Annotated in this window: 21 protein-coding genes; 10 read left to right on the top strand and 11 right to left on the bottom strand. The window is 68.9% G+C overall.

Translation table 11 applies throughout. The features are described from left to right. Positions 1-74: 74 nt before the first annotated feature. From ACWGIC_RS07930 to ACWGIC_RS07915, 4 genes are all read right to left on the bottom strand, one after another. Positions 75-308: a hypothetical protein gene (locus tag ACWGIC_RS07930; RefSeq protein ID WP_452075134.1), complete on the bottom strand. Its 234-nt coding sequence runs from the start codon at positions 306-308 to the stop codon at positions 75-77. A 466-nt stretch (positions 309-774) separates the two neighbouring features. After that, entirely contained in the window at positions 775-1,863 is a 1,089-nt protein-coding gene (locus tag ACWGIC_RS07925) for a helix-turn-helix transcriptional regulator (RefSeq protein WP_452075133.1), read from the bottom strand. A gap of 103 nt (positions 1,864-1,966) precedes the next feature. Beyond that, entirely contained in the window at positions 1,967-2,356 is a 390-nt protein-coding gene (locus tag ACWGIC_RS07920; protein ID WP_452075132.1) for an STAS domain-containing protein, read from the bottom strand. A gap of 183 nt (positions 2,357-2,539) precedes the next feature. Beyond that, positions 2,540-2,695 carry a hypothetical protein gene (locus ACWGIC_RS07915; RefSeq protein ID WP_452075155.1) on the bottom strand — a complete coding sequence of 52 codons (156 nt, stop codon included), beginning with the start codon at positions 2,693-2,695 and terminating at the stop codon, positions 2,540-2,542. Here ACWGIC_RS07915 and ACWGIC_RS07910 point away from each other — a divergent pair. Then, positions 2,657-2,830: an aromatic-ring hydroxylase C-terminal domain-containing protein gene (locus tag ACWGIC_RS07910; protein WP_452075152.1), complete on the top strand. Its 174-nt coding sequence runs from the start codon at positions 2,657-2,659 to the stop codon at positions 2,828-2,830. The genes ACWGIC_RS07915 and ACWGIC_RS07910 overlap by 39 nt on opposite strands. 101 nt (positions 2,831-2,931) lie before the next feature. On the opposite strand, the gene ACWGIC_RS07905 is transcribed toward ACWGIC_RS07910, so the two are convergent. The 5 genes from ACWGIC_RS07905 to ACWGIC_RS07885 form a co-directional block, all read right to left on the bottom strand. Beyond that, a complete protein-coding gene (locus ACWGIC_RS07905) occupies positions 2,932-3,771 on the bottom strand; it encodes an SDR family NAD(P)-dependent oxidoreductase (protein WP_452075131.1) in 840 nt (279 codons plus the stop codon). Then, the gene (locus tag ACWGIC_RS07900; RefSeq protein WP_452075130.1) at positions 3,768-4,700 is read right to left on the bottom strand and encodes a patatin-like phospholipase family protein; all 933 of its coding nucleotides are present in this window, start codon (positions 4,698-4,700) and stop codon (positions 3,768-3,770) included. Before ACWGIC_RS07900 ends, ACWGIC_RS07905 begins: the two co-directional genes overlap by 4 nt. A gap of 69 nt (positions 4,701-4,769) precedes the next feature. Continuing rightward, on the bottom strand, positions 4,770-6,074 hold the full coding sequence (locus ACWGIC_RS07895) for a GGDEF domain-containing protein (protein ID WP_452075129.1): 1,305 nt from the start codon (positions 6,072-6,074) through the stop codon (positions 4,770-4,772). 222 nt (positions 6,075-6,296) lie between these two features. Continuing rightward, positions 6,297-7,898, bottom strand: coding sequence for a carboxylesterase/lipase family protein (locus tag ACWGIC_RS07890; RefSeq protein WP_452075128.1), 1,602 nt, complete (start codon positions 7,896-7,898; stop codon positions 6,297-6,299). Between the two features lie 307 nt (positions 7,899-8,205). Then, a complete protein-coding gene (locus ACWGIC_RS07885) occupies positions 8,206-9,522 on the bottom strand; it encodes a helix-turn-helix domain-containing protein (protein ID WP_452075127.1) in 1,317 nt (438 codons plus the stop codon). A 335-nt stretch (positions 9,523-9,857) separates the two neighbouring features. On the opposite strand from ACWGIC_RS07885, the gene ACWGIC_RS07880 reads away from it, so the two are divergent. Genes ACWGIC_RS07880 through ACWGIC_RS07845 form a run of 8 tightly spaced genes read left to right on the top strand, consistent with a single transcriptional unit; the run spans position 9,858 to position 17,475 of the window. Beyond that, entirely contained in the window at positions 9,858-10,439 is a 582-nt protein-coding gene (locus ACWGIC_RS07880; protein ID WP_452075126.1) for a toll/interleukin-1 receptor domain-containing protein, read from the top strand. A gap of 37 nt (positions 10,440-10,476) precedes the next feature. Beyond that, on the top strand, positions 10,477-12,606 hold the full coding sequence (locus ACWGIC_RS07875) for a hypothetical protein (protein WP_452075125.1): 2,130 nt from the start codon (positions 10,477-10,479) through the stop codon (positions 12,604-12,606). Further along, positions 12,603-13,583, top strand: coding sequence for a hypothetical protein (locus ACWGIC_RS07870; protein ID WP_452075124.1), 981 nt, complete (start codon positions 12,603-12,605; stop codon positions 13,581-13,583). Before ACWGIC_RS07875 ends, ACWGIC_RS07870 begins: the two co-directional genes overlap by 4 nt. Positions 13,584-13,586: 3 nt before the next feature. Beyond that, positions 13,587-14,606 (top strand): serine/threonine protein phosphatase, encoded by a 1,020-nt coding sequence (locus ACWGIC_RS07865; protein ID WP_452075123.1) that lies wholly within the window; start codon positions 13,587-13,589, stop codon positions 14,604-14,606. Beyond that, positions 14,603-15,547 carry a protein kinase domain-containing protein gene (locus ACWGIC_RS07860; protein WP_452075122.1) on the top strand — a complete coding sequence of 315 codons (945 nt, stop codon included), beginning with the start codon at positions 14,603-14,605 and terminating at the stop codon, positions 15,545-15,547. Before ACWGIC_RS07865 ends, ACWGIC_RS07860 begins: the two co-directional genes overlap by 4 nt. Further along, the gene (locus ACWGIC_RS07855; RefSeq protein ID WP_452075121.1) at positions 15,544-16,245 is read left to right on the top strand and encodes a vWA domain-containing protein; all 702 of its coding nucleotides are present in this window, start codon (positions 15,544-15,546) and stop codon (positions 16,243-16,245) included. Before ACWGIC_RS07860 ends, ACWGIC_RS07855 begins: the two co-directional genes overlap by 4 nt. Then, positions 16,242-16,766, top strand: coding sequence for a hypothetical protein (locus ACWGIC_RS07850; RefSeq protein ID WP_452075120.1), 525 nt, complete (start codon positions 16,242-16,244; stop codon positions 16,764-16,766). The genes ACWGIC_RS07855 and ACWGIC_RS07850 overlap by 4 nt, the downstream gene beginning before the upstream one ends. Further along, positions 16,750-17,475 (top strand): zinc finger Ran-binding domain-containing protein, encoded by a 726-nt coding sequence (locus ACWGIC_RS07845; RefSeq protein WP_452075119.1) that lies wholly within the window; start codon positions 16,750-16,752, stop codon positions 17,473-17,475. Before ACWGIC_RS07850 ends, ACWGIC_RS07845 begins: the two co-directional genes overlap by 17 nt. Positions 17,476-17,493: 18 nt before the next feature. On the opposite strand, the gene ACWGIC_RS07840 is transcribed toward ACWGIC_RS07845, so the two are convergent. Further along, complete coding sequence (locus tag ACWGIC_RS07840; RefSeq protein ID WP_452075118.1) at positions 17,494-18,387, bottom strand: LysR family transcriptional regulator; 894 nt, start codon at positions 18,385-18,387, stop codon at positions 17,494-17,496. A gap of 125 nt (positions 18,388-18,512) precedes the next feature. On the opposite strand from ACWGIC_RS07840, the gene ACWGIC_RS07835 reads away from it, so the two are divergent. Next, positions 18,513-19,502: an NADP-dependent oxidoreductase gene (locus ACWGIC_RS07835; protein ID WP_452075117.1), complete on the top strand. Its 990-nt coding sequence runs from the start codon at positions 18,513-18,515 to the stop codon at positions 19,500-19,502. A 42-nt stretch (positions 19,503-19,544) separates the two neighbouring features. Here ACWGIC_RS07835 and ACWGIC_RS07830 read toward each other — a convergent pair whose 3' ends face one another. After that, positions 19,545-19,949, bottom strand: coding sequence for a hypothetical protein (locus tag ACWGIC_RS07830; RefSeq protein ID WP_452075116.1), 405 nt, complete (start codon positions 19,947-19,949; stop codon positions 19,545-19,547). Positions 19,950-19,953: the final 4 nt, after the last annotated feature.

Raw genomic sequence — 19,953 nt, 5'->3', positions numbered from 1 at the left:
ACCAGGCTTCCCGGCACACCAGAGCCCACGATACTCCGGGGGACGAAGGTTTTCGACAGCGAGGGGCCCGGCTTTCAGTCCTGCGTCAGCTGGGTTTCGTCGGTGTCGAGGCGGTATCCGGGAACGAGCCGGGCGTGGCCCCGGGCGAATTCGACCCAGACCGAGCCGGGGCGAAGGTCGGGGGTGCGGTCTACGACGGTTCCGGTTTTGCCTTCGTACTGGCCGCTGCGTGCGCGCACGTGCAGTCCGGCGGGGAATCCGGCCGCTCGATCGGGGCCGGGGCCGGGTGTGCGGGGAACGAAACCCATGTCGTTCTCCTCTCCGCTGGCGGGATCCGCACCGTCTGCCGACTGGGGCGAGAGCCGGCGGCGGTAGCCGGGCTGCGGGAGTGAGGGGGACAGGCATCCCGAACCGCCGCCGCCGGTGACGGCGAGAGCGGCCGCTGCCGATTCGTCGGGGGTGTGGCCTGCGGACGGCTCTCGCAACTTCAAGATTGCTCTCCGCCGGTGCTGCTGCCCAGGGCGCAACGTCCTCTCCGGTGGTGACAAAGGACTGCGCCGCGATGGGCTCGGAGGGCGGCGACGGGCTACGCGGGCAGCTTTCGGCGCACCACGAGGAATAGGAGAAAACCGTGGTCGTCAGGTGCAGATGCCGGTCCGAGCCGGTGTGCCCTGGCAGCGACGGCTCGACCGGCTGCTTGTCCGCCAACGGCAGCATCCCGCCCGGCTGACCGCCAGTCCTGCTCCGGAGGACAACAAGACGATCAGCGGTCCACTACGACGCTTCCGCAGCGCGCACGGCGTCGTGGCGATCCGCAGGGACCGAATGTTCCTCGCCTGCACCACCTGGCCGTGCACCGAGCCGGAGACCGTGTTCTGGGCGGAACCCGCTCCCAGCCTGCGCGCCATCGTGGAGAGTCCGCGAAGGAAGCTCCCCATACGCCGCGCGATAGTGCGCTGTGAAAGCGCTAGGCCGCGTGTAACCCCACCGTGCCGCGACCTGAGTGACCGTCGTGTCCGCCGGAGCAGCAGCCCGCAACTCGGCCCGCGCGTGGTCGAGGCGAACTCGGCGCAGGTAAGCCATCGGAGTCGTGTCGAGGTGACGCCGGAAGGCCAGCTGCACGGCCCGCGCGGAGACGCCCGCCGCCTGGGCCAAGTCGGTGGCTGTCAGGTCGCGCTCGGGGTTGGCTTCGATGAACGCGATGGCGCGGCGCAGAGCTTGGGGGTGGGCGTCAAGGTCGGTGCCGGCCCGGTCGGTCAGTGCGTTCGTGGGGAAGGCGGTGAGCACGGCGGCGGCCAGATGCTGGGTCGCCGTGCTGACCAGCAGCGGGTGTTCGCCGATGTCCGGCGCGGAGAGGACCTGGTCGCGCAGGTAGGTGATGGCGTTGCGCAGGTGCTGGGCACCGGCCGCGGACACCGGTTTGTGGTCGAGCAGCTGGACCGGGTGTTCGGTGCCGGCGACGCGGGTCAGCACGGCTGGGTCGAGCATGGTGATGCTGTAGCGGGCCCGGCAGATCTGGCCGGAATACGGACGGTCGGGCGGGGCGAAGGAGAACAGGTCGCCGGGGGCGAAGGCGGCGGGTTCCGCCCACCCGTCGACCCGGTGGTTCTCGATGGTTCCGGCTTCGATGTCGCAGAGGCAGATCCGGCCGAGCGGGTCGACGTCGTAGCTCATGTCGAACTGAAGGTCGAGTTCGTCGGCGCTGACGCTGTCCGAGGCGACCCGGGTGATGTGGGCGCCGGCGTCGCTGCTGCCGCTCCCGATGCGCATCGGGGCGTAGGAACTGCAGAGGAATTCTTCGGTGCGGCCGAGGTCGTCGCTGTCGAACACCACGCGTCCGCTGGTCTGCGCAGGGGTGGACATGCGCCGGTTGGCCCTCCTTCGTCGCGCGGGTAGCTACCCCGGCAGACGTCTGCCTGCCGCGGGATAGGGACCCGATTACCCGCGCGAGCCGAATGCCAAACGGCTACCTTTCGGCCAGAGGCCCCAGCTGGGCGCACGCGTCGTCGATGGTGGCGACGAGGTTGAGCATGCCGTCGACCCGGGTGAGGCGCAGCGGGCGCAGCACGGCCCGGTTGCCGCCGGTCACCACGATCAGCCGTTGCTGCCGGGTGCGGGCGGCGCGGTGGGTGTCGATCATCAGTGTCATCCCGACGACGGCCATGAAGTCCAGGCCGGTGCAGTCGAGGACGATGTCGCGGCCGGTCCGCAGCTGCGTGTCCAGCACGTCGGCGAGGTCGTCGGCGGACGCCAGGTCGAGCGAGCCGAGCACCCGCACCAGTACGAGGGAGCCCACGGCACCGCTCCGGATAGCCAGGTCGCCGGGGCGCAGCGGCCTTTCGGTTGTCTCGGACATCAGCGGAGTTCTCCCTGTCGGTTGTCGGCCAGGTCTGCCGGTGGCCAACGCCGCGACCGGGAATGCTCTGGTTGTCTCCACCGTGCAGGGCTCACCTGGAACGGTCTAGCCGCGTAACCGAACAGCTCAGCTATCCGGAAAACGAACCGGTCACCCGCCGCAGCCGCGGGGGGTCGGTTCGGGTCACCCCGTCGGCGCGGGCAGTTGCCAGCCGCTCTCGTACGCCTCCGCGAAGCGCTCTTCGCCGAGCGTCAGCCGGGCGCGGCTGCTCAGCGCGCGGACCTGCAGGTCAGTCCGGTCGTGGGCACCGCGCAACCGGGCCGCTGCGCCGAGAATCACTGCTCCGTCGGATTGGGTGCAGTGCTCGTGCGGCCGGACGGCATCGTCGCGTGGGCGGGCGACGACGGCTTTTCCCGGGAATCTTTTGTGTGGGCGGCAAGTCGGTGGTTCGGCGAAAACCGGGAGCGGAAATGACCATCACCCTGCGTCCGGGAAGCACCGTGCTGTTCGCTGGCGAATGGGGACTCCGGCTTGACACGCGGCGCTCGCCGGGCTGGCTGCGCTTTGTCGCGTAACTACCGCCGGGACCCCTGCTGTGCTTGGAGATTCGCCCGGTACTCAGCTCGTTCGGGACGGTCCGCGTGCAGTGCGCGGTCGTCTCGGACAAGCCGCCGGATGCGGTTGAGGACCGGCTCCGGCGTGATCCCGGCGGCCGTGGCGAGCAGGCCGACGTAACCGGGGACGGCGATCTCGGCGCGGCGGTTGTGCACCGACTCGACGACCGCCCGGGCGACGTCTTCCGGCTGCACCTTCGGGATCGGCCGCATGTCCAAGCCCGACGCGAGCGCGGTGTCGACGGCCGACGGGAGCACGGCGGTGACGCTGACGCCCGCGTCCGCGAATTCCAGGCGGGTCGCGGCCGTCAGCCCCACGACGGCGAACTTGGTCGCGTTGTAGACGGCCAGTCCCTTGACCGGGAACTTGCCCGCCAGCGAGGCGACGTTGACGACGTGGCCGAGACCGCGTTCGACCATGCCCGGCAGCACCAGTTTCAGGCCGTTGAGGACGCCGCCGAGGTTGACGTCGATCTGCAGCCGGTCGGTGGCGTCGGAGAGTTCGAGGAAGCCGCCGTTCGGCATCAGGCCGGCGTTGTTGACCAGCACGTGCAACGGCCCGTGGGCTTTCTCGGCCGCCGCGGCGAAGGAAGCGAACGAGTCGCGGTCGGCGACGTCGAGGTGGTGGGCGGTGCCGCCGATCAGCTCGGCGGTCTCCTCGGCGGCCGCCTGGTTGAGGTCGCCGATCGCGACCCGCGCCCCCTTGCGCGCGAACAACTCCGCGACCGCGCGGCCGATCCCGGCTCCTCCGCCGGTGATCGCGACGGACGCGCCGTCGAGGTCGATCTTGGGGTAGTTCATCGGGTCGCTCCTTGCTCGATGGCGGCACGCACGCGCGCCGGGGTCAGGGTCCGGCAGGCGCGCAGCACGTCGGCGCGGCGGCGCAGGTCCATGAAATTGGGACCCATGACGTCCAGCTCGGCTTGGCCGGGCTCGATCCGGAGCACCCGGATTCCGGCGGCGCGGAGCTGCTTGACCTCGGCGTCGACGCGCCGTGTCATCGCCTTCCGGGCGAGGCGTTCGACGCGGGCGAGGCCGCGCCCGGGCGCGCCGCCGGAGGTGGACATCGGCGGAATGAGCACGACCTCCTCGACGCCGGTCGGGAGGACGAGGTCCGCGGACGTCGGCGAGACGGTGCCGCCGTCGACGTACTCGCGGCCGCCGATGGCGACCGGAGGGAACCAGCCTGGAATGGCCCAGGACGCGGCTATGGCAGTGCCGAGCTGTGTCCGTTGCGAATTCCCGAACGCGACCCGCTCCCCCGTGCGGAGGTCGGCCCCGACGAGCCAGGTCCGCGGGTGGTCGACCCAGCCGTCGGCGTTGGCCAGCACCGCACCGAGAGCGCGCAGCCATCCGGCGTCGCCGCGTCCCTTCGGAAGGACACCGGCCAGCCCGGCCAGCAGGTCGACCCGGCCGCGCAGCGCCGCGACGGTCAGGCCGAGACCAGGCAAAACAGGGGCAGGCAGCGGCGGCAGCAGGCCCGGGTGCTGGGCGAGATGGTGCGCGACCCGCCCGTCAGCCGGTTCCCCGTGGAGCGCGGCCACGATCTCGCCGACCCCGATGCCCGAGCCGAGAAACGCCGCCATTTCCGCACCCGCGGACGTGCCGACCAGGACGTCCGCGTCGCGCGCGTCCCATCCCAGCTGGTCCTCGACCGCGGCGAGGGCGACGGCTGTCCAGGCGAAGCCGAGTGTGCCGCCGCAACCGAGCACCAGTGCGCGTTTGGTCATCGGCCACCTCTACGGAATCGCGTGTCAGTGTCGGAACCGTATGTCATTTCGAAGGGCGGGGCAATCCGGTCAGCGGAGGTCGGCGCTGCTGACGACCTTGTCGCGGCCGGTGTTCTTCGCTTGGTAGAGCGCCTGATCGGCCGCGTGGACGAGACGGTCGATGGCGGATCCGGCCTCGGGATAGGTCGCGATGCCGATCGAAGCCGAGAGCCCGTCGATCGTCTTCAGGCCGTTCGCGGACACCTCCACGGAGAGCCGCGCGATGGCGTCGCGGACGCGCTCGGCGACGACGCGAACTCCGGCCGGGCCGATGTCGGAGACCAGGACCACGAACTCCTCACCGCCGAAACGGCCGACCGAGTCGTAGTCGCGTACCGCATCGGTGATCGCGGCGGCGACGGCGCGCAAGACGGTGTCGCCCGCGAGATGCCCGTGCTGGTCGTTGATCCGTTTGAAGCGGTCGAGATCCACCATCAGCACGCCGAAACTGGAGCCGGCGGTTCGCTGGGCCCGGTCGAGTTCGCGAGCGGCGAGGGTGTGCCAGCCGGTGGTGTTGAACAGGCCGGTCTTCTCGTCGGTGGTCGCGGCGATCTCCAACTGCTTCACGAGAACTGCGCGGTGAATGACCAGAAGCGGCGGCAGGACGCACAGGGCCAGTCCGGCCATCATCGTCACGGCGAGTGCGGTCAGCAGGCCGAGGCAGAGGGTCGCGGCTTCGAGCAGGTTGTCGCCCCAGCCGCCGAACAGGGCGCGGAGCGACCCGTCTGGCGCGTTGAGCCCGGGAACGGTGATCAGTGCGGCGATGACGAAGTAGGCGAAGGTGGCGAGGGCCAGGCTGCCGAAGCCGGGCCATCCGGCGTGCACAGCGACGTCAAGGTCGGGGGTGGGCGTCCAGGAGAGGACGAGCGCCGTGGCCTGACAGGTGACGATGACCAGAGCGGTGTTGAACACGACGCGGAACGCCGGGACGCGGCGGACGCGATAAGGGCTTCGGGCCGCCAGGTAGACGTAGAGGATCGCGACGAGCCCCGTGACCAGGGCCGACGGCAGAACGAGCACGCCGGCGAAGCTCCACACCGAAGTCAGGTTGATGTGCGGCGTGCCGGACCCGAGCCGGAAACGTTCGACCTCGCGGCCCAGTTCGGCTTGAAGCAGACCGCATCCGCTCAGCACACCGAAGACGACGAGATCCCAGCCGGAGAAACGCTCGGTGCAGACCGAAGCCCCGGTTCCGACGACAGCGACGGTCTCGATTAGGAGACAGTAGGCGATCAGGCTCGGCCGCTGGGTCCACAAATTCCACTGCGACAGCGATGCCGCAGTGCGTAAGGAACGCGCCGGTCTGTCCGCGATCTCCGTTTCAGCCGTGCTCAACTCGCTGCCCCCTGCCGCCCCTCCACCCTGCTTGACCAGGATGTCCCCCGACGGACCATCAACGGTAGCTGCCAGAATCCGCCCTGTCAGCCGAGTTTGGAAAACGCTGCTACAAAACGCTTTCGCGACTATGTGATCAGGTTTTCTTTTCGATAAGAGCCGATTCGCAAGCAATCGGGTGCGCCGGACAGTTCGGCGCACCCGATCACGTGGACGGCCTCCTTACCGGTGCCCGACGAAGGGAGTCAACGGATTCCACAGATCACAGTGATGCTGCCGCGGGATCTCCGTGGTGAGCTGACTGTCCCCGGCGGCGTTGAGCACCATCACCGCAGGATTGTCCTTTGTGTACGGATCCCACTGCGGCGCACCGTCCACAGTGGGGTTTCCAGTGCGGGCGAACCCCGTCCACTGGGTCAGAAGCTGGTCGGAAAGCACTTGCTGGTTAGGGGTGAGCTGGACGCCGTTCGGGAACAACAGCTGCCATTCGGCGATGTGGTAGGCACCGTTTGGCTTAGTGGGGTCGACGAAAAACTGCGGCGGTACGTCGGTGTCGTCGACTTGGTAGGCGAAGACCGGGATGCGCCGGGCCAGCCGCTCGTCGTTGAGCAGCGCGGGGCAGACCGAGTTGGAGTCGGCGACGGCAGTGCGGAACGCGAGGAACGGCGCTGGCGCGGGATACCGGTTCAGCGGATACGTTGCGCGAACCTCGAGAGCGTGCTTTCCATACTGTTCCTTCACTAATTTGTCGTAATCAGCGGCGGTTGCGGCGGAAGGAAGCTGGGTTTCGTCGCGGTCCACCCCGTGCATCAGCGTCACGCGATTGACGTGCCCGGTGGCGAACGCCTCGGCGGGCGACATCGGCAGGGTTGTCCCGTTGACGATCGGCGCGATGGTGCCGCTGTCCGGCCCCCGGCCGCGTCCCGCCTGGTTGAGCACGTCCCGCGCAGGCAGACGGCGCAGGCAGGCCGCGGTGCTGCACCGGAGCGCGGTGGCGAATCGTGCGCCGGCCAGCTGAGCTTCTTTCTCAGTGGGCAGTTTTGCTTTGCAGTCCTGGGTTTGCCATACGGTGTCGACGCCGAGCAGCGAGTTGTACTCCCCGCTTTGGCTGATCCCGCGCTGGAACAGCCCGGCCGAGCCAGGCGAAGCGGTGTGCGCGCACACGCTCGAACCACCAGCGGAATCACCGTAGATCGTGACGTTGTGCGGATCGCCGCCGAACTTCGCGATGTTGCGCTGCACCCAGCGGAGCGCGGCTTGCTGGTCCTGGAGGCCGTAGTCACCGGCGTGCTCACCGAACGATTCGTGTGCCAGGAAGCCGAAAATCCCGAGCCGGTAATTGACCTCCACGCTGATGACGTGCCCCGCGGTGACGAGACGGCTCGCGTCCTGCGGTTTCCAGAACAGGAATCCGCCGCCGTGGATCTGCACCATCACCGGAAACGGACCGGGACCCGCTTTGGCCGGCACGCGGACGGTCAGGTTGAGGCAATCCTCGTTCTCCGATCCCGGACCGGTACCGGCTGGCTGCGGACACTCGTTGCCCTCCGCGGTGGCGGCGAACGGCTCCGTCCAGGGCGCGGGCCGTTTCGGCGATTCCCAGCGCAGCTCCCTGACCGGCGGCGCGGCATAACGAATCCCTTGCCACGACTTGATGTCCGCGCCCGCGAGACCGCACACCGGACCGTCGTCGGTGTTGACCGTGGTGTCCGGCGAACACGCTGGCGTGCCCAGCTTGGCGACCGGCGACGCCGACCCGGCCACCGACATCGCCACCGCCACGACAGCCGCCAAGACGGCGGGTGTCTTTCCGTCGATTCTCATTCGTCCTCCTGTTCTCCCGCCTGGCCGGGGAGGCCCGAAGAACGACAAGCGGCAACCACGCACCGAACAGGCGACTTGGGTTCGACCAATGCCCAGCTCTGGGACATTGCCGCGAGAACGCGTGCCTCCAGTCTGGCCGCCGCCAGGAGGGGCACAACCTCCGTTCGGGCGCGCGGAAGGTGTCAAATTCCCGGGCACGATGGTCTTTGTCAGGGATCGACGCGGCCGGAAGAACTCCGGCGCGGGAGGCAGCTCAGCGGGAGAAAAGCAGGCAGGCCAACCAGGTTCGCGGCCGGGACGGAGCGGCCTACCTCGCCGCGCTCAAGGCCGCGGTCAGCTCCGGCCCCACCGCGCGGACGTCCGGATGGGCGTGCCATCTCCGCAGCACCACAGCCAGTTTCCGCAAATCGGTCCGGATCGTCGCGGAGCCGAGCTGGGCGATCTGCGCCAGCAAGGGCTGCGCGAGCCGGCACGCCTGTTCCAGTTCACCGGACGCCGCATAAGCCAGGCACAACCGCAGGCCGAACCGGGTGCGGGCACGTACGGCGCCGATCGGGATCCGCGCGAGTTCCCGGTCGAGAACTTCCGCCGCCTCCGCCGGGCGGCCGAGGTCGTAGAGGCACCAGCCGGTCGCGACGCCGACCGGGTCAGCGACCTGCGACGTGCCGATAACCGGTCCGGCAGGCATGCCTTCGGGGTCCTGCAGCCAGGCCCGCGCCCGGTCCAGCGCTCGCATGCATCCGTCCGGATCTCCGGCGAGGGCACGTCCTTGCGCCTCCCGCTGCGCCGCGAGCCCGAGTACCCGGGGCGGCACGTTCTTCCGCTCCTGCGCCTGTCGCGCGAGCGCGACGGTCTCCTCCCCGTCTCCCTGGTACATCGCGATCAGCGCTTGCCGGACCAATGCGTAGCTCGACAGGAACTCGTCGCCGGCGACCCCGGAGACGCGCACTGCCCGTGCGGTCCACCAGGCGGCGGCAGCGTCGTCGCCGGACTCCTGCGCCATCCAGCCCGCGTACTCGGCCGTCCGTGCCGCCAGCGAGGCCACTTTCGGCAACTCCCGGCCGCCCACCTGCGCGGCGAGTGTCCGCAACGCCTGTGCCTGGCCCACCACCATCGGCAGCACGACGTCCGGCGAGGAAGACTGCCCAAGGGCTCGCGCGGCGTCGAACAATCGCCGGTGCTGAAGCAACTGCGCCTCCGCGTCCACGGCCACCACACCGGTGCCGGACACCTTGAGCCCGGCGATCACCGCCATCCCGCCGATCAGCACGTCCCGCCGCGCGACCGGACTGAACGAACCGCCGCCTTCGGGCATCATCGTCATCACCCACACTTCCTCCTCGGTTGGCCCGGCCGCGCTCGGCCGGGAAGCCCGCTCGGTTTCGCGGGCGAGTTCGATCAGGTCTCCCCCGGCGCGCAACAAGGCGTCGCATTTCCGCACGAACTCAGCCGACGGGGCCTGCGCACCGGTTTCGACCCGGCTCACGTGGCCCTTGCTGTAGTAGAGCCGCCGGGCGAACTCGCTCAGCGAAAGCCCTTCGGCGGTCCGCATCGCTCGCACTCTCGACCCGAACGTCTCCGGCACGGAAGACACCTGGCGCACCGCCCTTCGTCGAATTCCCATCTTGCCCGACCGGCAGTCTTCACCCACCCGGGTTGACGTTGCCGACAACATCTGGAAACAGGAAACGAGCGCTCAGCATAGTGCGATTTCGACCAGAAGAACGATCTGGTCAAGCCGATTTCGTAGATCATTATTTCCAGTCCGGCGACGGTAGTCAAAAGCTGGACAAAAGCGCCGTACTCGATCGGAAACAGGAAACGCTCCCCTACCCTCAAGTAGGTCTTGTCAAGCAGCCGTTCGGATGCCAAAGATTGCTCTCTGCTCCCCGCGGCCGTCCGCCCCGACGGCACGGGCCGTGCCGCACACGGCCTCCCCGAACCGGAAAGGTCCGCTCGTTGAACCAGATCTTCCTCAACTACCGCACGGCCGACGAACGGTTCGGCGTGGCGCTGCTCGACCACGAACTGTCGCGCGCGTTCGGTCCGGAGGCCGTCTTTTTCGCTTCCAAGTCGATCGAACTCGGCTCCGAATGGGAGCAGTACCTGTTCGACGCGGTCAAGGCGTCCGAAGCCCTGCTGGTGGTGATCGGACGAAATTGGCTGGACGCCGCCAACGCGGACGGCGACCGCCTGCTCGACGACCCCCAGGATTTCGTCCGCCGGGAGATAACCACTGCGTTCGAGCTGGGAAAACGCGTCATTCCGGTCCTGCTGGAAACGCCGCGGATTCCGCGCGAGGAGCTTCCCGCACCGCTTCGCCAGCTGGCTGACGTGCAGGACATCCGGATCCAGTTCCGCAACGCGGTCCCCGACATCGACCGGCTCGCGAAGAAGCTGGAGCAGCTCATCCCCGGTCTGCGCCGGATCTCCCCGGCGGAAACCGGCACGAAATTCACCGCCCACGCACACCAGGGCGGCGTGGTCAACCAGTACGAGCGGGTCGACGTGCGCGGCGACTTCCACGCCGGACCGCGCTGACCGTCTCTCCCACCACCCCTTTTTCCGGAGCTGACTCTTGAGCGAAGAGACTCCGGCCGAGGAAGCTCCCAAGGAGTCGGCGAAACCGCCGGCCCCGGAGCCTGCCTCGGCCGAAAAAGAGACCCCGCCGCCCTCGGACCGGGACCAGGCCGTCCACGATCTTCGCGGACAGGCCTCGGACCTGCTGAACGTCCAGTTCAGCAAGATCGTCTCCGAGGCCGTCGGACGGCTGGAAGGCGTGTCGACCCTCAACATCTTCCACGAGGTGCACGCCGACGGCGATTTCCTGGCCGGTCCTGGCAGCCGGAGCACCTCGCGGCGATCAGGCAGAGCCCGGGTACAGCAACAGGATCTCGCCGCGATCGAGTACTTCGTGCCGCCGCCCGACTTCCAGGACTGCGTCGATCGGCTGGACAGCAACCATCTGCTGATCATCGCCGACGCGGCGAGCACCGGCCGGTTCAGCCGCGCGCTGGCGACCATGCGGGAGGTGCTCGGCGAGAACGCGGCGGTCTACCGGATCCCGACCACGATCCTGGGGAATCCGAGCTGGCGGATTCCCCATCCCCGCAGCGGTTACCTCGTGGTGGACCCGGACAACGGCGACGGCAAGTTCTCCGCGGGCAAACTCACCGACGATTGGCTCGCGAAGACCGCCGAACGCCTGCAGGACGAGGAAAGCCACCTCGTAGTCGTGACCGGCCCGGCCGCCGGATCCCTTGCCACCACGGCGAAACGCGACGAGTTCGTCGTCGAAGAACTCGAACTGCCGGATCCGATGGACATCGTGCACAAGCGACTGGACGGCGAAGTTCCGTGGGCAGACCCCGAAACGCTTCGCGACCAGCTGGCCGCGGCCGGGGTGGAGGAACTGCTCGAAGAACGCGACAATCCGGAGTTCGCGGCTCGCGTCGCGCGGGCGGTGGTCAACGCCGTGCGCGAACGCGAGGATGTCGGCAAGGCGATCGACAAACTGCGCGATCCGACCGGTCAGGTCCGGGAATGGCTCAGCCAGAACCCGGGCAGCGTGGACGTCGCGCTCGTCTTCGCCACCGCGGTGCTCGAAAACGCCAGCTATCTCCACGTCGCGGACGCCGCGATCGCACTCCACCGGCAACTCAGCAACGGCAGTTCGGCGACGCTCACGCTGCGGTACCTGCGCAAGATCGTCGCCGAGCGCAGCTGGCTGGAACTCGATTCCGACGAGGCACGCGGCCGGGCCAGCCTGCGCTTCAAATCGGCGCGGCTGCGCGTCGCCGTGCTCGGCATCCTGTGGCTTGAACTGGACGGAGCCCGCGAGAAAATACTGACCTGGCTGAAAAACCTCGCCAACCACACGAACGTCGACGTGCGGGCGCGGGCAGCCCACGCCGCGGGAATCCTCGCGAACACCGATTTCGAGCACGGCGTGCACGGATACCTCCTGCACTGGGCCACGTCCGACTCGCCCTTGCTGCAGCAGAGCGCCGCGTACGGGCTCAACGTCGCGGGCGCGCAGAGTCCCGGCAACGCCGGCATCGCCTGGTCGTATGTCGAGCGGTGGGCCGACCTCGTCGGCGAGCCCAAGATCCGCAGGCTGCCGATCACCGCGGGCCTGGCGGTCGGCGGGCAGCTCGGCACCCAGAATCCCCGGCGCGCGTTGCGCGTCTTGCGCCGCCTCGTCCGCCTCGGCGACTGGGGCCTGCTGGAATCCGTCGCCGTCAGCACCCAAGCGCTGCTCGAATCCGGCTGCGCGGAGGAGGTGCTGGAGGCCCTGCTCGAGTGGACCGAGCGCTCGGAGGACGGGGAACCGGAGATCAAGGCGCTGACGATGTTCGCGTTCGCCGTCACGCCGGAAGCCGGTCTGCGCGAACGCCCGCTGCTCATGCGCGAAGAACACCGGCACCGGGAAGTGCTGCCCGAACTCTGGGGCCGGGCGCTGGCCAACTCGGCGGCCAGGGTCCTCGCCGAGGACGCCCTGCGGTCGTGGGTGCGCATTTCCGACCGCGACCGCTCGATGGCGGACACCGTGCTCAGCGTGCTGACCGGGATCGCCGATCGCGGGACGACGGACTTCGAACGGGTCCTGCACCTCCTGCGCGGCTGGGCGTGCGATCCGCACGACCCGTCGGAGCAAGCCGCCGAGTTCCACGACACCCTGCTCGATCTCGAGGAAGAAGCATCATGAGCCAGACCTACAACCCGATCCTCAGCTGTGTCGAAGTCCGGCGCATGCGCTTGAGCGCCCCGCTGCGCTCGCCCGAGCTCGGCGTCGCGATGGTGCTGGAACGGGCCGCCGGAACCCCGCTCGTGGTCAGCCACGGCGAACGCGTGCCGGAACCCCGGACCGGCAACTACCGCCGGATGCATCTGATCGACGTGGCCACGCGCGGCCTCTCTTTCACGATCCTCGTGTCGAGCTCCGACCCGGCTTTCACGTTCCGTGTGACGGTCGAGTTCGCCTGCCAGGTCACCGACCCCGTCGCCATCGCGCTGAACAAGGTCACCGACATGACCGCCAGCCTGCTGCCGTCGCTCACGTCGATCGTGCGCGAGACCGCGGCCCGCTTCGACGTGCTGGAACCCGCGGCCGCGTCGAGCGCGATCTCCGCCCGGCTCAACTCGGCGCGCAATTCGCCCGCCGTGCGGCTCAGCGGCTACTCGGTGTCGGTCTCGATGGTCGACAACGAGGAATTCGTGACGGAGCAACGGAAAATCCGGGTGCGCAAAATGTCCTTCGACGCCATGCGCCCGATCGCGGGCGGGACCCGCGAGGACATGCTCGCCCACATCATGTCGATCGACGACGGCGACCCGATGGCGCTCCTCGACCGGGAACGGGCCGACCGCGCCGCCGAGGTGAAGGCCCAGATCGACGTGCTGCGCACGCTGTCCGGCACCGACATGGAGAACTTCAGCGCCTCCGAGGTGCGCGAACAGGTCCTCGGCCAGTTCTTCGACCGGAGCAAGGCCGTGCCCGGCAAGCGGCGGAAACTCCGCGACAGCCTGGAGTCCCGTGGCACCCCGGAAATCGAAGAAGCCAAGGTCGTCGAGGGCAACGTTCCCCCGGAGAAGGAGACCGCCGAGGACAAAGCGCCGTCTTCGAAACGCGCCAGCCGGCTGCGGGGCTCCATGCGGCCCGCCGAGTCGGAAAGCGAAAACTGAGGCATGGACGTACCTCCCGGTGCGCGAGGCACCGCACGCCTGTGGCAGCACACCGAGGAAGCACTCGCCGCCATCGCGGTGTGGACGGAACGGATCGCGGGGAAGGGCGAGGACGCCGACCCGCTCGTGCTCCTGCACCGGCCGACGAGGTCCGGTTTGCTCGCCGTCTTCGACGGGGTCGGCGGCGCTGGCCGGGCCCCGGCGGGCCAAACGCCGTCCGGGCAGCTGCGCACCCAAGCCTGGCTCGCGTCCCGCCGGGCCCGCGCTCTGGTCGAAGAGTGGTTCGTCGACACGACGGCAGGCGTCGCCCCGCACGTGCTCGCGACGCACCTGGCCCATCGGCTGGGCACCGGCGTGCTGCCTCAGCGAAGAATCCGGGGCAAGCTCCAGCGCGAGCTTCCGACGACCTTCGCCGGGCTGCTCTTCGAACTCGCCGGCGGCCAGGTCACGTGGCAGGTCATGTGGGCGGGGGATTCCCGGTGCTACGTAGCGGAACCCCGGGGCGGACTGCAGCAGCTCAGCCTCGACGACACCGAACCCGGCGACGCATTGGAACTGCTGCTTCAGGATCCGCCGATGACGAACCTGGTGCAGGCGAGCGGCCCGTTCCAGATCCACGGCAGCCTGGGAGCCGCCGGACTGCCGTGCCTGCTCATCACCGCGACCGACGGCTTCTTCGGCTACGTCGGCACTCCGGCGGAGTTCGAGTACGCGCTGTGGGAGACGTTGCTGAGCGCGCAGGACGCGATGCACTGGTCGGTGCTGCTCACGGAAAAAGTCCAGTCCTACACCCAGGACGACGCGTCGATCGCGATCGTCGCACTCGGGTTCGAGGACTTCCCCGCCGTCCGCGCGAGCTTCCGCGCCCGGTTCGACCGGCTGCGGGAAGAACACGCCGAACCGATGCGCCGGGCGACCGCCAGCGGGCGAACAGCGTTGGTAGAGACCAGAAAACGCTCCTGGCTCGCCTACCGCGAGCACTACGAACGGCGGCTGCCTCCTCGCGAAGGGAGCGGCTCGTGAAACTCGGTTCGGTTGTGCGGGGCTACGAGATCGTCACCCGCCCGTCGAACGCGAACGCCGGCAAATGCCTGTGGGCGTTCGCCCGCAAGGACGGCAAGGAGTTCTTCGTCAAGGAATTCCTCGAACCCAAACGCCCGCGCCCGGACTCGATGGGCTCGGTCGAGGACAAGAAACGCCGCCTCGCCGCCTGCCGGAAATTCGAGCAACGGCACGAAAAACTTTCGCGCATCCTGCGCGCGGACCATCCGCACGCCGGGAATCTCGTACTGGCGAAGGCCTTTTTCGCCGAGGGAACGCGCTACTACAAGGTCACCGACCGGATCGACCCGGTGGACGTGGCTCCCGCGGACCTGGCCGCGCCGGATCGCGCCATCCTGTTGCACACCCTCTGCGAAAGCGTCGCGCTGCTGCACGAACACAAGATCGTCCACGGCGACCTCCGGCCGGAGAATGTGCTGATCCACCGGCCGCCGGGCAGCGATCTGCACATCGCGAAGCTGATCGACTTCGACGATTCCTACGTTTCCGGCAAGCCGCCGGACGCCGGCGAAGTCGGCGGAAACCCTTACTACGGCGCACCGGAATGGCTCAGCTACCTCCGCGGCGACCCGGGCGTCCGGGCCTCCCAGCTCACCACCGCGGTGGACGTTTTCGCGCTGGGACTGCTGATCCACACCTATCTGACCGGCGCACCGCCCGATTTTCCGGCCGAGTTCGAGTCACCTGCCGCAGCGGTGCTCGCCGGGGCGGACTTGCAACTCGATCCGGCGCTGCCGCCGGAGTGGGCCGAGCTGCTGCCCGAAACGATGCGGGACAAGCCTTCGGCCCGGCCCACGATCAACGACGTGCTGTCCCTGCTGCGCGCCCAGCGCCCGTCCGCCGCGCGCAGCCGGGTCCGGATCAATCTCACCGGCCGTCTGCCAGCGAAAGGAACCCGATGAACCAGCAAACCGCAACCGATCTCGGCTACGCGGTCGACATCGTGTTGTGCATCGACACCACGGCAAGCATGCGGCCGATCCTGGACAATGTGAAGGCGAGCGCGCTGACCTTCCCCGGCAGGCTCATGCAGGAGATGGCCGACAAGGGCAGGCGGATCCGCAGCCTGCGGCTGAAGGTCGTGGCGTTCCGCGATTTCGGGGACCGCGCCGACGACGCCTTGTCCGCGACGGAGTTCCTTTCCGTGCCGGCGAAGGTGGACGAGTTCGAACGCACTGTCCGCGCGCTGGAGCCGGACGGCGGCGGGGACGAACCCGAGTCCGGGCTGGAAGCTCTCGCCGTCGCGATGCAGTCCGAATGGGAGACCGGTCTCGACCGGCGCAGGCACGTGATCGTCGTTTTCACCGACGCGCCCGCGCATCGCCTCGGCGATCCGCGGCAACGCGGCGCCGCCGGTTACCCGTCCGCGATCCCGGGTTCGCTGGACGAGCTTTTCACCTGGTGGGGCCACGCACAGCAGCGCGGCGCGCAGATGGAGAACTCGGCCAAACGGCTGCTGCTCTTCGCGCCCGAGGCCTATCCGTGGGAGGACATCGCCGACGACTGGAACAACACGCTCTTCTTTCCTTCCACCGCGGGGGAAGGGCTCGAAGAATGGGAAATGGACCAGATCATCGCCACGATCGCGAGCAGTCTTTGAGCCGCCGCTTCCGCTGGCCGGGCCGGCGGCGGCACGTGCTGCCCCCGCCGTCGCAAGCTCCCCCGCGCCCGCTGCCGCCTGCGATCGAGGGGCCGGACGTCGTGCTGTACCGGGACCGGGCGTTGCTGATCGTCAGCGAACGCCCCCGGCCGGGAGCGCCGCCGGCGCAGTTCCGGATCCCGGTCCGCAGCTGCGCGGCGGCGTCGCTCTCCATCGAACCCGGGCTGACCGGACAGGAACTGCTCCGGCTGGACTTGACCATGCGCTGGGGCCGGGACGCGCTGGTCGAACTTCCGATGTGGTTTCCGGAGCGGTACCGGGTTTTCCTGCAGAGGCTGGTCGACGAGGTGAGCGCCCCGCCGCACGCCGGCCCGCCAAGTCCTCCGAGACCGCCGAGACCTCCGTCGGCCCCGGTACTCGCGCCGCTTCCGGTACGTCGCGCTCCCCGCGACCAGGACTGGGTGACCTTCCGCTCCGGAGACGATGACGAGGTGGTGGTATTCGATGCCGGACAAGGCTGATTGGTCGTGCGATTCCTGCCATACCAACAATTACGCGCAACAGTCGGTGTGCCGGGTCTGCGGCCGGGAGGCAGGAAGCGCGACCGGCGAACTTGCTCTCCCCGACCATCGTCCGCTCACGATCGCGGCCGACGAGACCGTCGCGTTCGTGGAATCGAAGCACACGAAACCGGAGCGACCGACGATCGCGCTGGCCCCGGTGCCGCCGCCACGACCCCCTTCTCCGCCGAAGCCGCCGTCGTACCCCCCGCGACCGGTTGTCTCGCCCCGGAGGAAGCACCGAGTCGTCCCCTGGCTGGTGCTGGCGGCCTTCGGCCTCTTCGCGCTCATCTACGGCAGCAGCTTCCTCGCCTACCTCGGCTCGAAGTTCAAGCAGCCCGCGCAAACCTCGGCCGCGACGCCGTGTCCGGCAGAGGCAGCGCAGTGGCTGCCCGGTTCCGGTTCCGGGGCCGGGTTGGTGGCCCGGTACGACACCGGAAAACACACCGTGACGATCTGCGTCGGCTCGGACGGCTCGTATCACTACGACGGTCAGATCAAAGGCAAACCGGCCACTGCGGACAATCACATCTCGCTTCCGGCCGACCGGACTTCCACCGGATTCACCGCGTCCAACGGCGATTACCGCTACGAGATCTCCGGGCTCGACCTGACTGTCCGGCATCGCGAGCGGGTCATCGGGCACGAGCATCTCACCCCGCTGCACTGACCCCGTGCCGCTGCCTGACTATTTCGCGCTTTCCTTGACCGCTTCGGACACCGCCCGCAATTCCCGCACCAGTTCGCGCACCGCGAGGGACTGTGCGCCCGCGTAGGTGGCGACGTACCCGATCCGCCGGGTGGGCGGGTCGGCGATCGGGGTGACGGCGACTCCGGGCGGGATGGCGGCGAGGGTGAGCTTCGGCAGGATCGCCATGCCGATCCCTTGCGCCACCATGGAAAGGACGACGCCGTCGTCGGCGACCTCCATTTTCGCTGACGGCAGCCAGTCCTGCCGAGCCCACCAGGACCGGGTGTAGGAGGAGCAGTTCTCCGGCCAGTCGAGCAGCGGCAGGCCGCGCGGATCGGCCAGGCTGCCCGGGTTGACCAGGTAATACGGCTCCCGGAACAGTTCTCCGGCGACCAATCCGGCCGGCGGGGTTTCGTCCTCGCCGAGGGTGGCGATGGCGACGTCCGCGCGGCCGTCGGCCACCTCGCCCGCGGTGCCTCGGCCCAGTTCGGGGACGATCAGCACCTGCGGGTTCAGGCCGGAATGCTTGGCAGCCAAGCGTTCCAGCGCTGGGGGCAGGAGATGCGCGGCCGCGCTGCGGAAAGCGGCGATCCGCAACGGACCGGTGAGGGTTCCGGCCGCTGCGCCCCGGGCTTCGGCGCGGAGAACGTCGAGCTGGCGCAGAATCAGCCGGGCGTGCACGAGCGCGCGGGCACCGGCAGCGGTCGGACGGGCACCGGTTCGGCCGCGGTCGAAGAGGACGGCGCCGACCTTGCGTTCGCAGGTCCGGACGGCGTGCGAGACCGCGGACTGGGTGAGGCTCAGCTCGGCGGCAGCGGCGGTGAAGCTGCCGGTGCGCTCCACGGCGAGCAGCAGGCGCAACTCGCCCGGAGTGAGGTCGGCAGCTTCCATGCGGCCAGCCTAATCGGAAGCATGAGCGAGATTCATGGATTGGCGTGAACCATCGATCCGGCGGTCTGCCGCGGCGGCTCCGCCGTGCCTAAGTTGCTGGTCAAGCCGTTCGCTAAGGAGATCCCGTGTCCCTGACCGCCGTCCGCCAAATCCGCCGCCCCGAGGGCGCGCCGAGCGCCGCCGACTTCGAGTTCGTCACCCAGCCGCTGCCGGACCTCGCCGACGGACAGGTGCTGGTCGAAAACCGGTACCTGTCCGTCGATCCGTACATGCGCGAACTCATGGAATGGGGCGGCTGGGAACTCGGCGCCGGTTTGGAGGGCCGCACGATCGGCGAGGTGGTCGAATCGAAGGAGCCCGCTCTGCCGGTCGGCACGACGGTGTTCCACCGGCACGGCTGGGCTACCCACGCCGTCCTCACCCCCGCCGACGCCCGCACGATCACCCCGGCGGACGGCGTTCCGCTGAGCGCCTACCTCGGCGTCCTCGGGGGAACCGGACTCACTGCGTACGTCGGCCTGACCCGGATCGCGCAAGTCCGCCCCGGCGACGACGTGTTCATCTCGGCGGCGGCCGGTGCCGTGGGAAGCGCGGCCGGGCAGATCGCCCGGCTACTTGGCGCGGGACGGATCGTGGGCAGCGCCGGATCCGCGGCGAAGGTCGAGCAGCTGACCCGCGACCTCGGTTTCGACGCCGCCTTCAACTACCACGACGGCCCGGTCACCGACCTGCTCGCCAAAGCGGCGCCGGACGGAATCGACGTGTACTTCGACAACGTCGGCGGCGATCACCTGGCCGCCGCGATCGATGCCCTGCGCGAACGCGGCCGGGTCGCCTGGTGCGGATCGGTCGCGCAGTACAACAACCTGCGCACGCCGCCGAGCGCGCCGCACAATTTGTTCGACGTCGTCGGGAAAAGCCTTCGGATCGAAGGGTTTCTGGTGCGCAATCACCTGGACGCGCGCGAGGAATTCGAGGAATTCCTGATCCCGCACCTCCGCAGCGGGCAGGTGCTCGTGAACGAGACTGTGGCAGAAGGGTTTTCGCGCGTGGTGGACGCGTTCATCGGGATGCTGCGCGGGGAGAACGCCGGGAAAATGCTGGTCCGGGTCTGACCGCCGGGAGGGGGCCGGAAAGCCCCCTCCCGGGTCAGCACCTCAGTCGCGCCAACGGTTGTTGAGGAAGGCGTCGTCGTCCTCGTCGTCTTCCACCGGACGCGGACGCCGGGACGGACGGCGCGGAGCCTCGTTCCGCGGACCGCGCGGAGCCGGGGTCACCGCGAACGGAGACGCCGAACCCGGCTCGTTGCCGAACTCGTCCGAGTCGAACGCCGAGGGCGGTTCGGTGGTCGGCCGGTCCGTGCTCCAGCCGGACTTGGTCTTGCGCTTGCCCAGCTCCCGCCGATGCTGGACGTACCGTTCGGCCGCCTGCACCTGCTTCGTCATGTACTCCTGGGACTGCGCCTTGATCTCTTCGGCCTTCTGCTCGCGCAGCGCCCGGCGGTCGGCCTGTTCCCGGACGAGAGAGTCCAGTTCGGCTTTCATCGCGGCGGTTTCGCTCATGCGT

Source organism: Amycolatopsis sp. NPDC054798 (assembly GCF_053611505.1).
The sequence above is the reverse complement of the archived record's forward strand: the minus strand, read 5'-3'. Positions and strand labels throughout refer to the sequence as shown.

Bases quoted from the DNA above. Each gene is read 5' to 3' on its own strand.
- ACWGIC_RS07865 (WP_452075123.1), top strand. From the start codon at position 13,587: ATGGACGTACCTCCCGGTGCGCGAGGCACCGCACGCCTGTGGCAGCAC.
- ACWGIC_RS07830 (WP_452075116.1), bottom strand. From the start codon at position 19,949: ATGAGCGAAACCGCCGCGATGAAAGCCGAACTGGACTCTCTCGTCCGG.
- ACWGIC_RS07845 (WP_452075119.1), top strand. From the start codon at position 16,750: ATGCCGGACAAGGCTGATTGGTCGTGCGATTCCTGCCATACCAACAAT.
- ACWGIC_RS07930 (WP_452075134.1), bottom strand. From the start codon at position 308: ATGGGTTTCGTTCCCCGCACACCCGGCCCCGGCCCCGATCGAGCGGCC.
- ACWGIC_RS07885 (WP_452075127.1), bottom strand. From the start codon at position 9,522: ATGGGAATTCGACGAAGGGCGGTGCGCCAGGTGTCTTCCGTGCCGGAG.
- ACWGIC_RS07870 (WP_452075124.1), top strand. From the start codon at position 12,603: ATGAGCCAGACCTACAACCCGATCCTCAGCTGTGTCGAAGTCCGGCGC.
- ACWGIC_RS07840 (WP_452075118.1), bottom strand. From the start codon at position 18,387: ATGGAAGCTGCCGACCTCACTCCGGGCGAGTTGCGCCTGCTGCTCGCC.
- ACWGIC_RS07905 (WP_452075131.1), bottom strand. From the start codon at position 3,771: ATGAACTACCCCAAGATCGACCTCGACGGCGCGTCCGTCGCGATCACC.
- ACWGIC_RS07890 (WP_452075128.1), bottom strand. From the start codon at position 7,898: ATGAGAATCGACGGAAAGACACCCGCCGTCTTGGCGGCTGTCGTGGCG.
- ACWGIC_RS07855 (WP_452075121.1), top strand. From the start codon at position 15,544: ATGAACCAGCAAACCGCAACCGATCTCGGCTACGCGGTCGACATCGTG.
- ACWGIC_RS07920 (WP_452075132.1), bottom strand. From the start codon at position 2,356: ATGTCCGAGACAACCGAAAGGCCGCTGCGCCCCGGCGACCTGGCTATC.
- ACWGIC_RS07925 (WP_452075133.1), bottom strand. From the start codon at position 1,863: ATGTCCACCCCTGCGCAGACCAGCGGACGCGTGGTGTTCGACAGCGAC.
- ACWGIC_RS07900 (WP_452075130.1), bottom strand. From the start codon at position 4,700: ATGACCAAACGCGCACTGGTGCTCGGTTGCGGCGGCACACTCGGCTTC.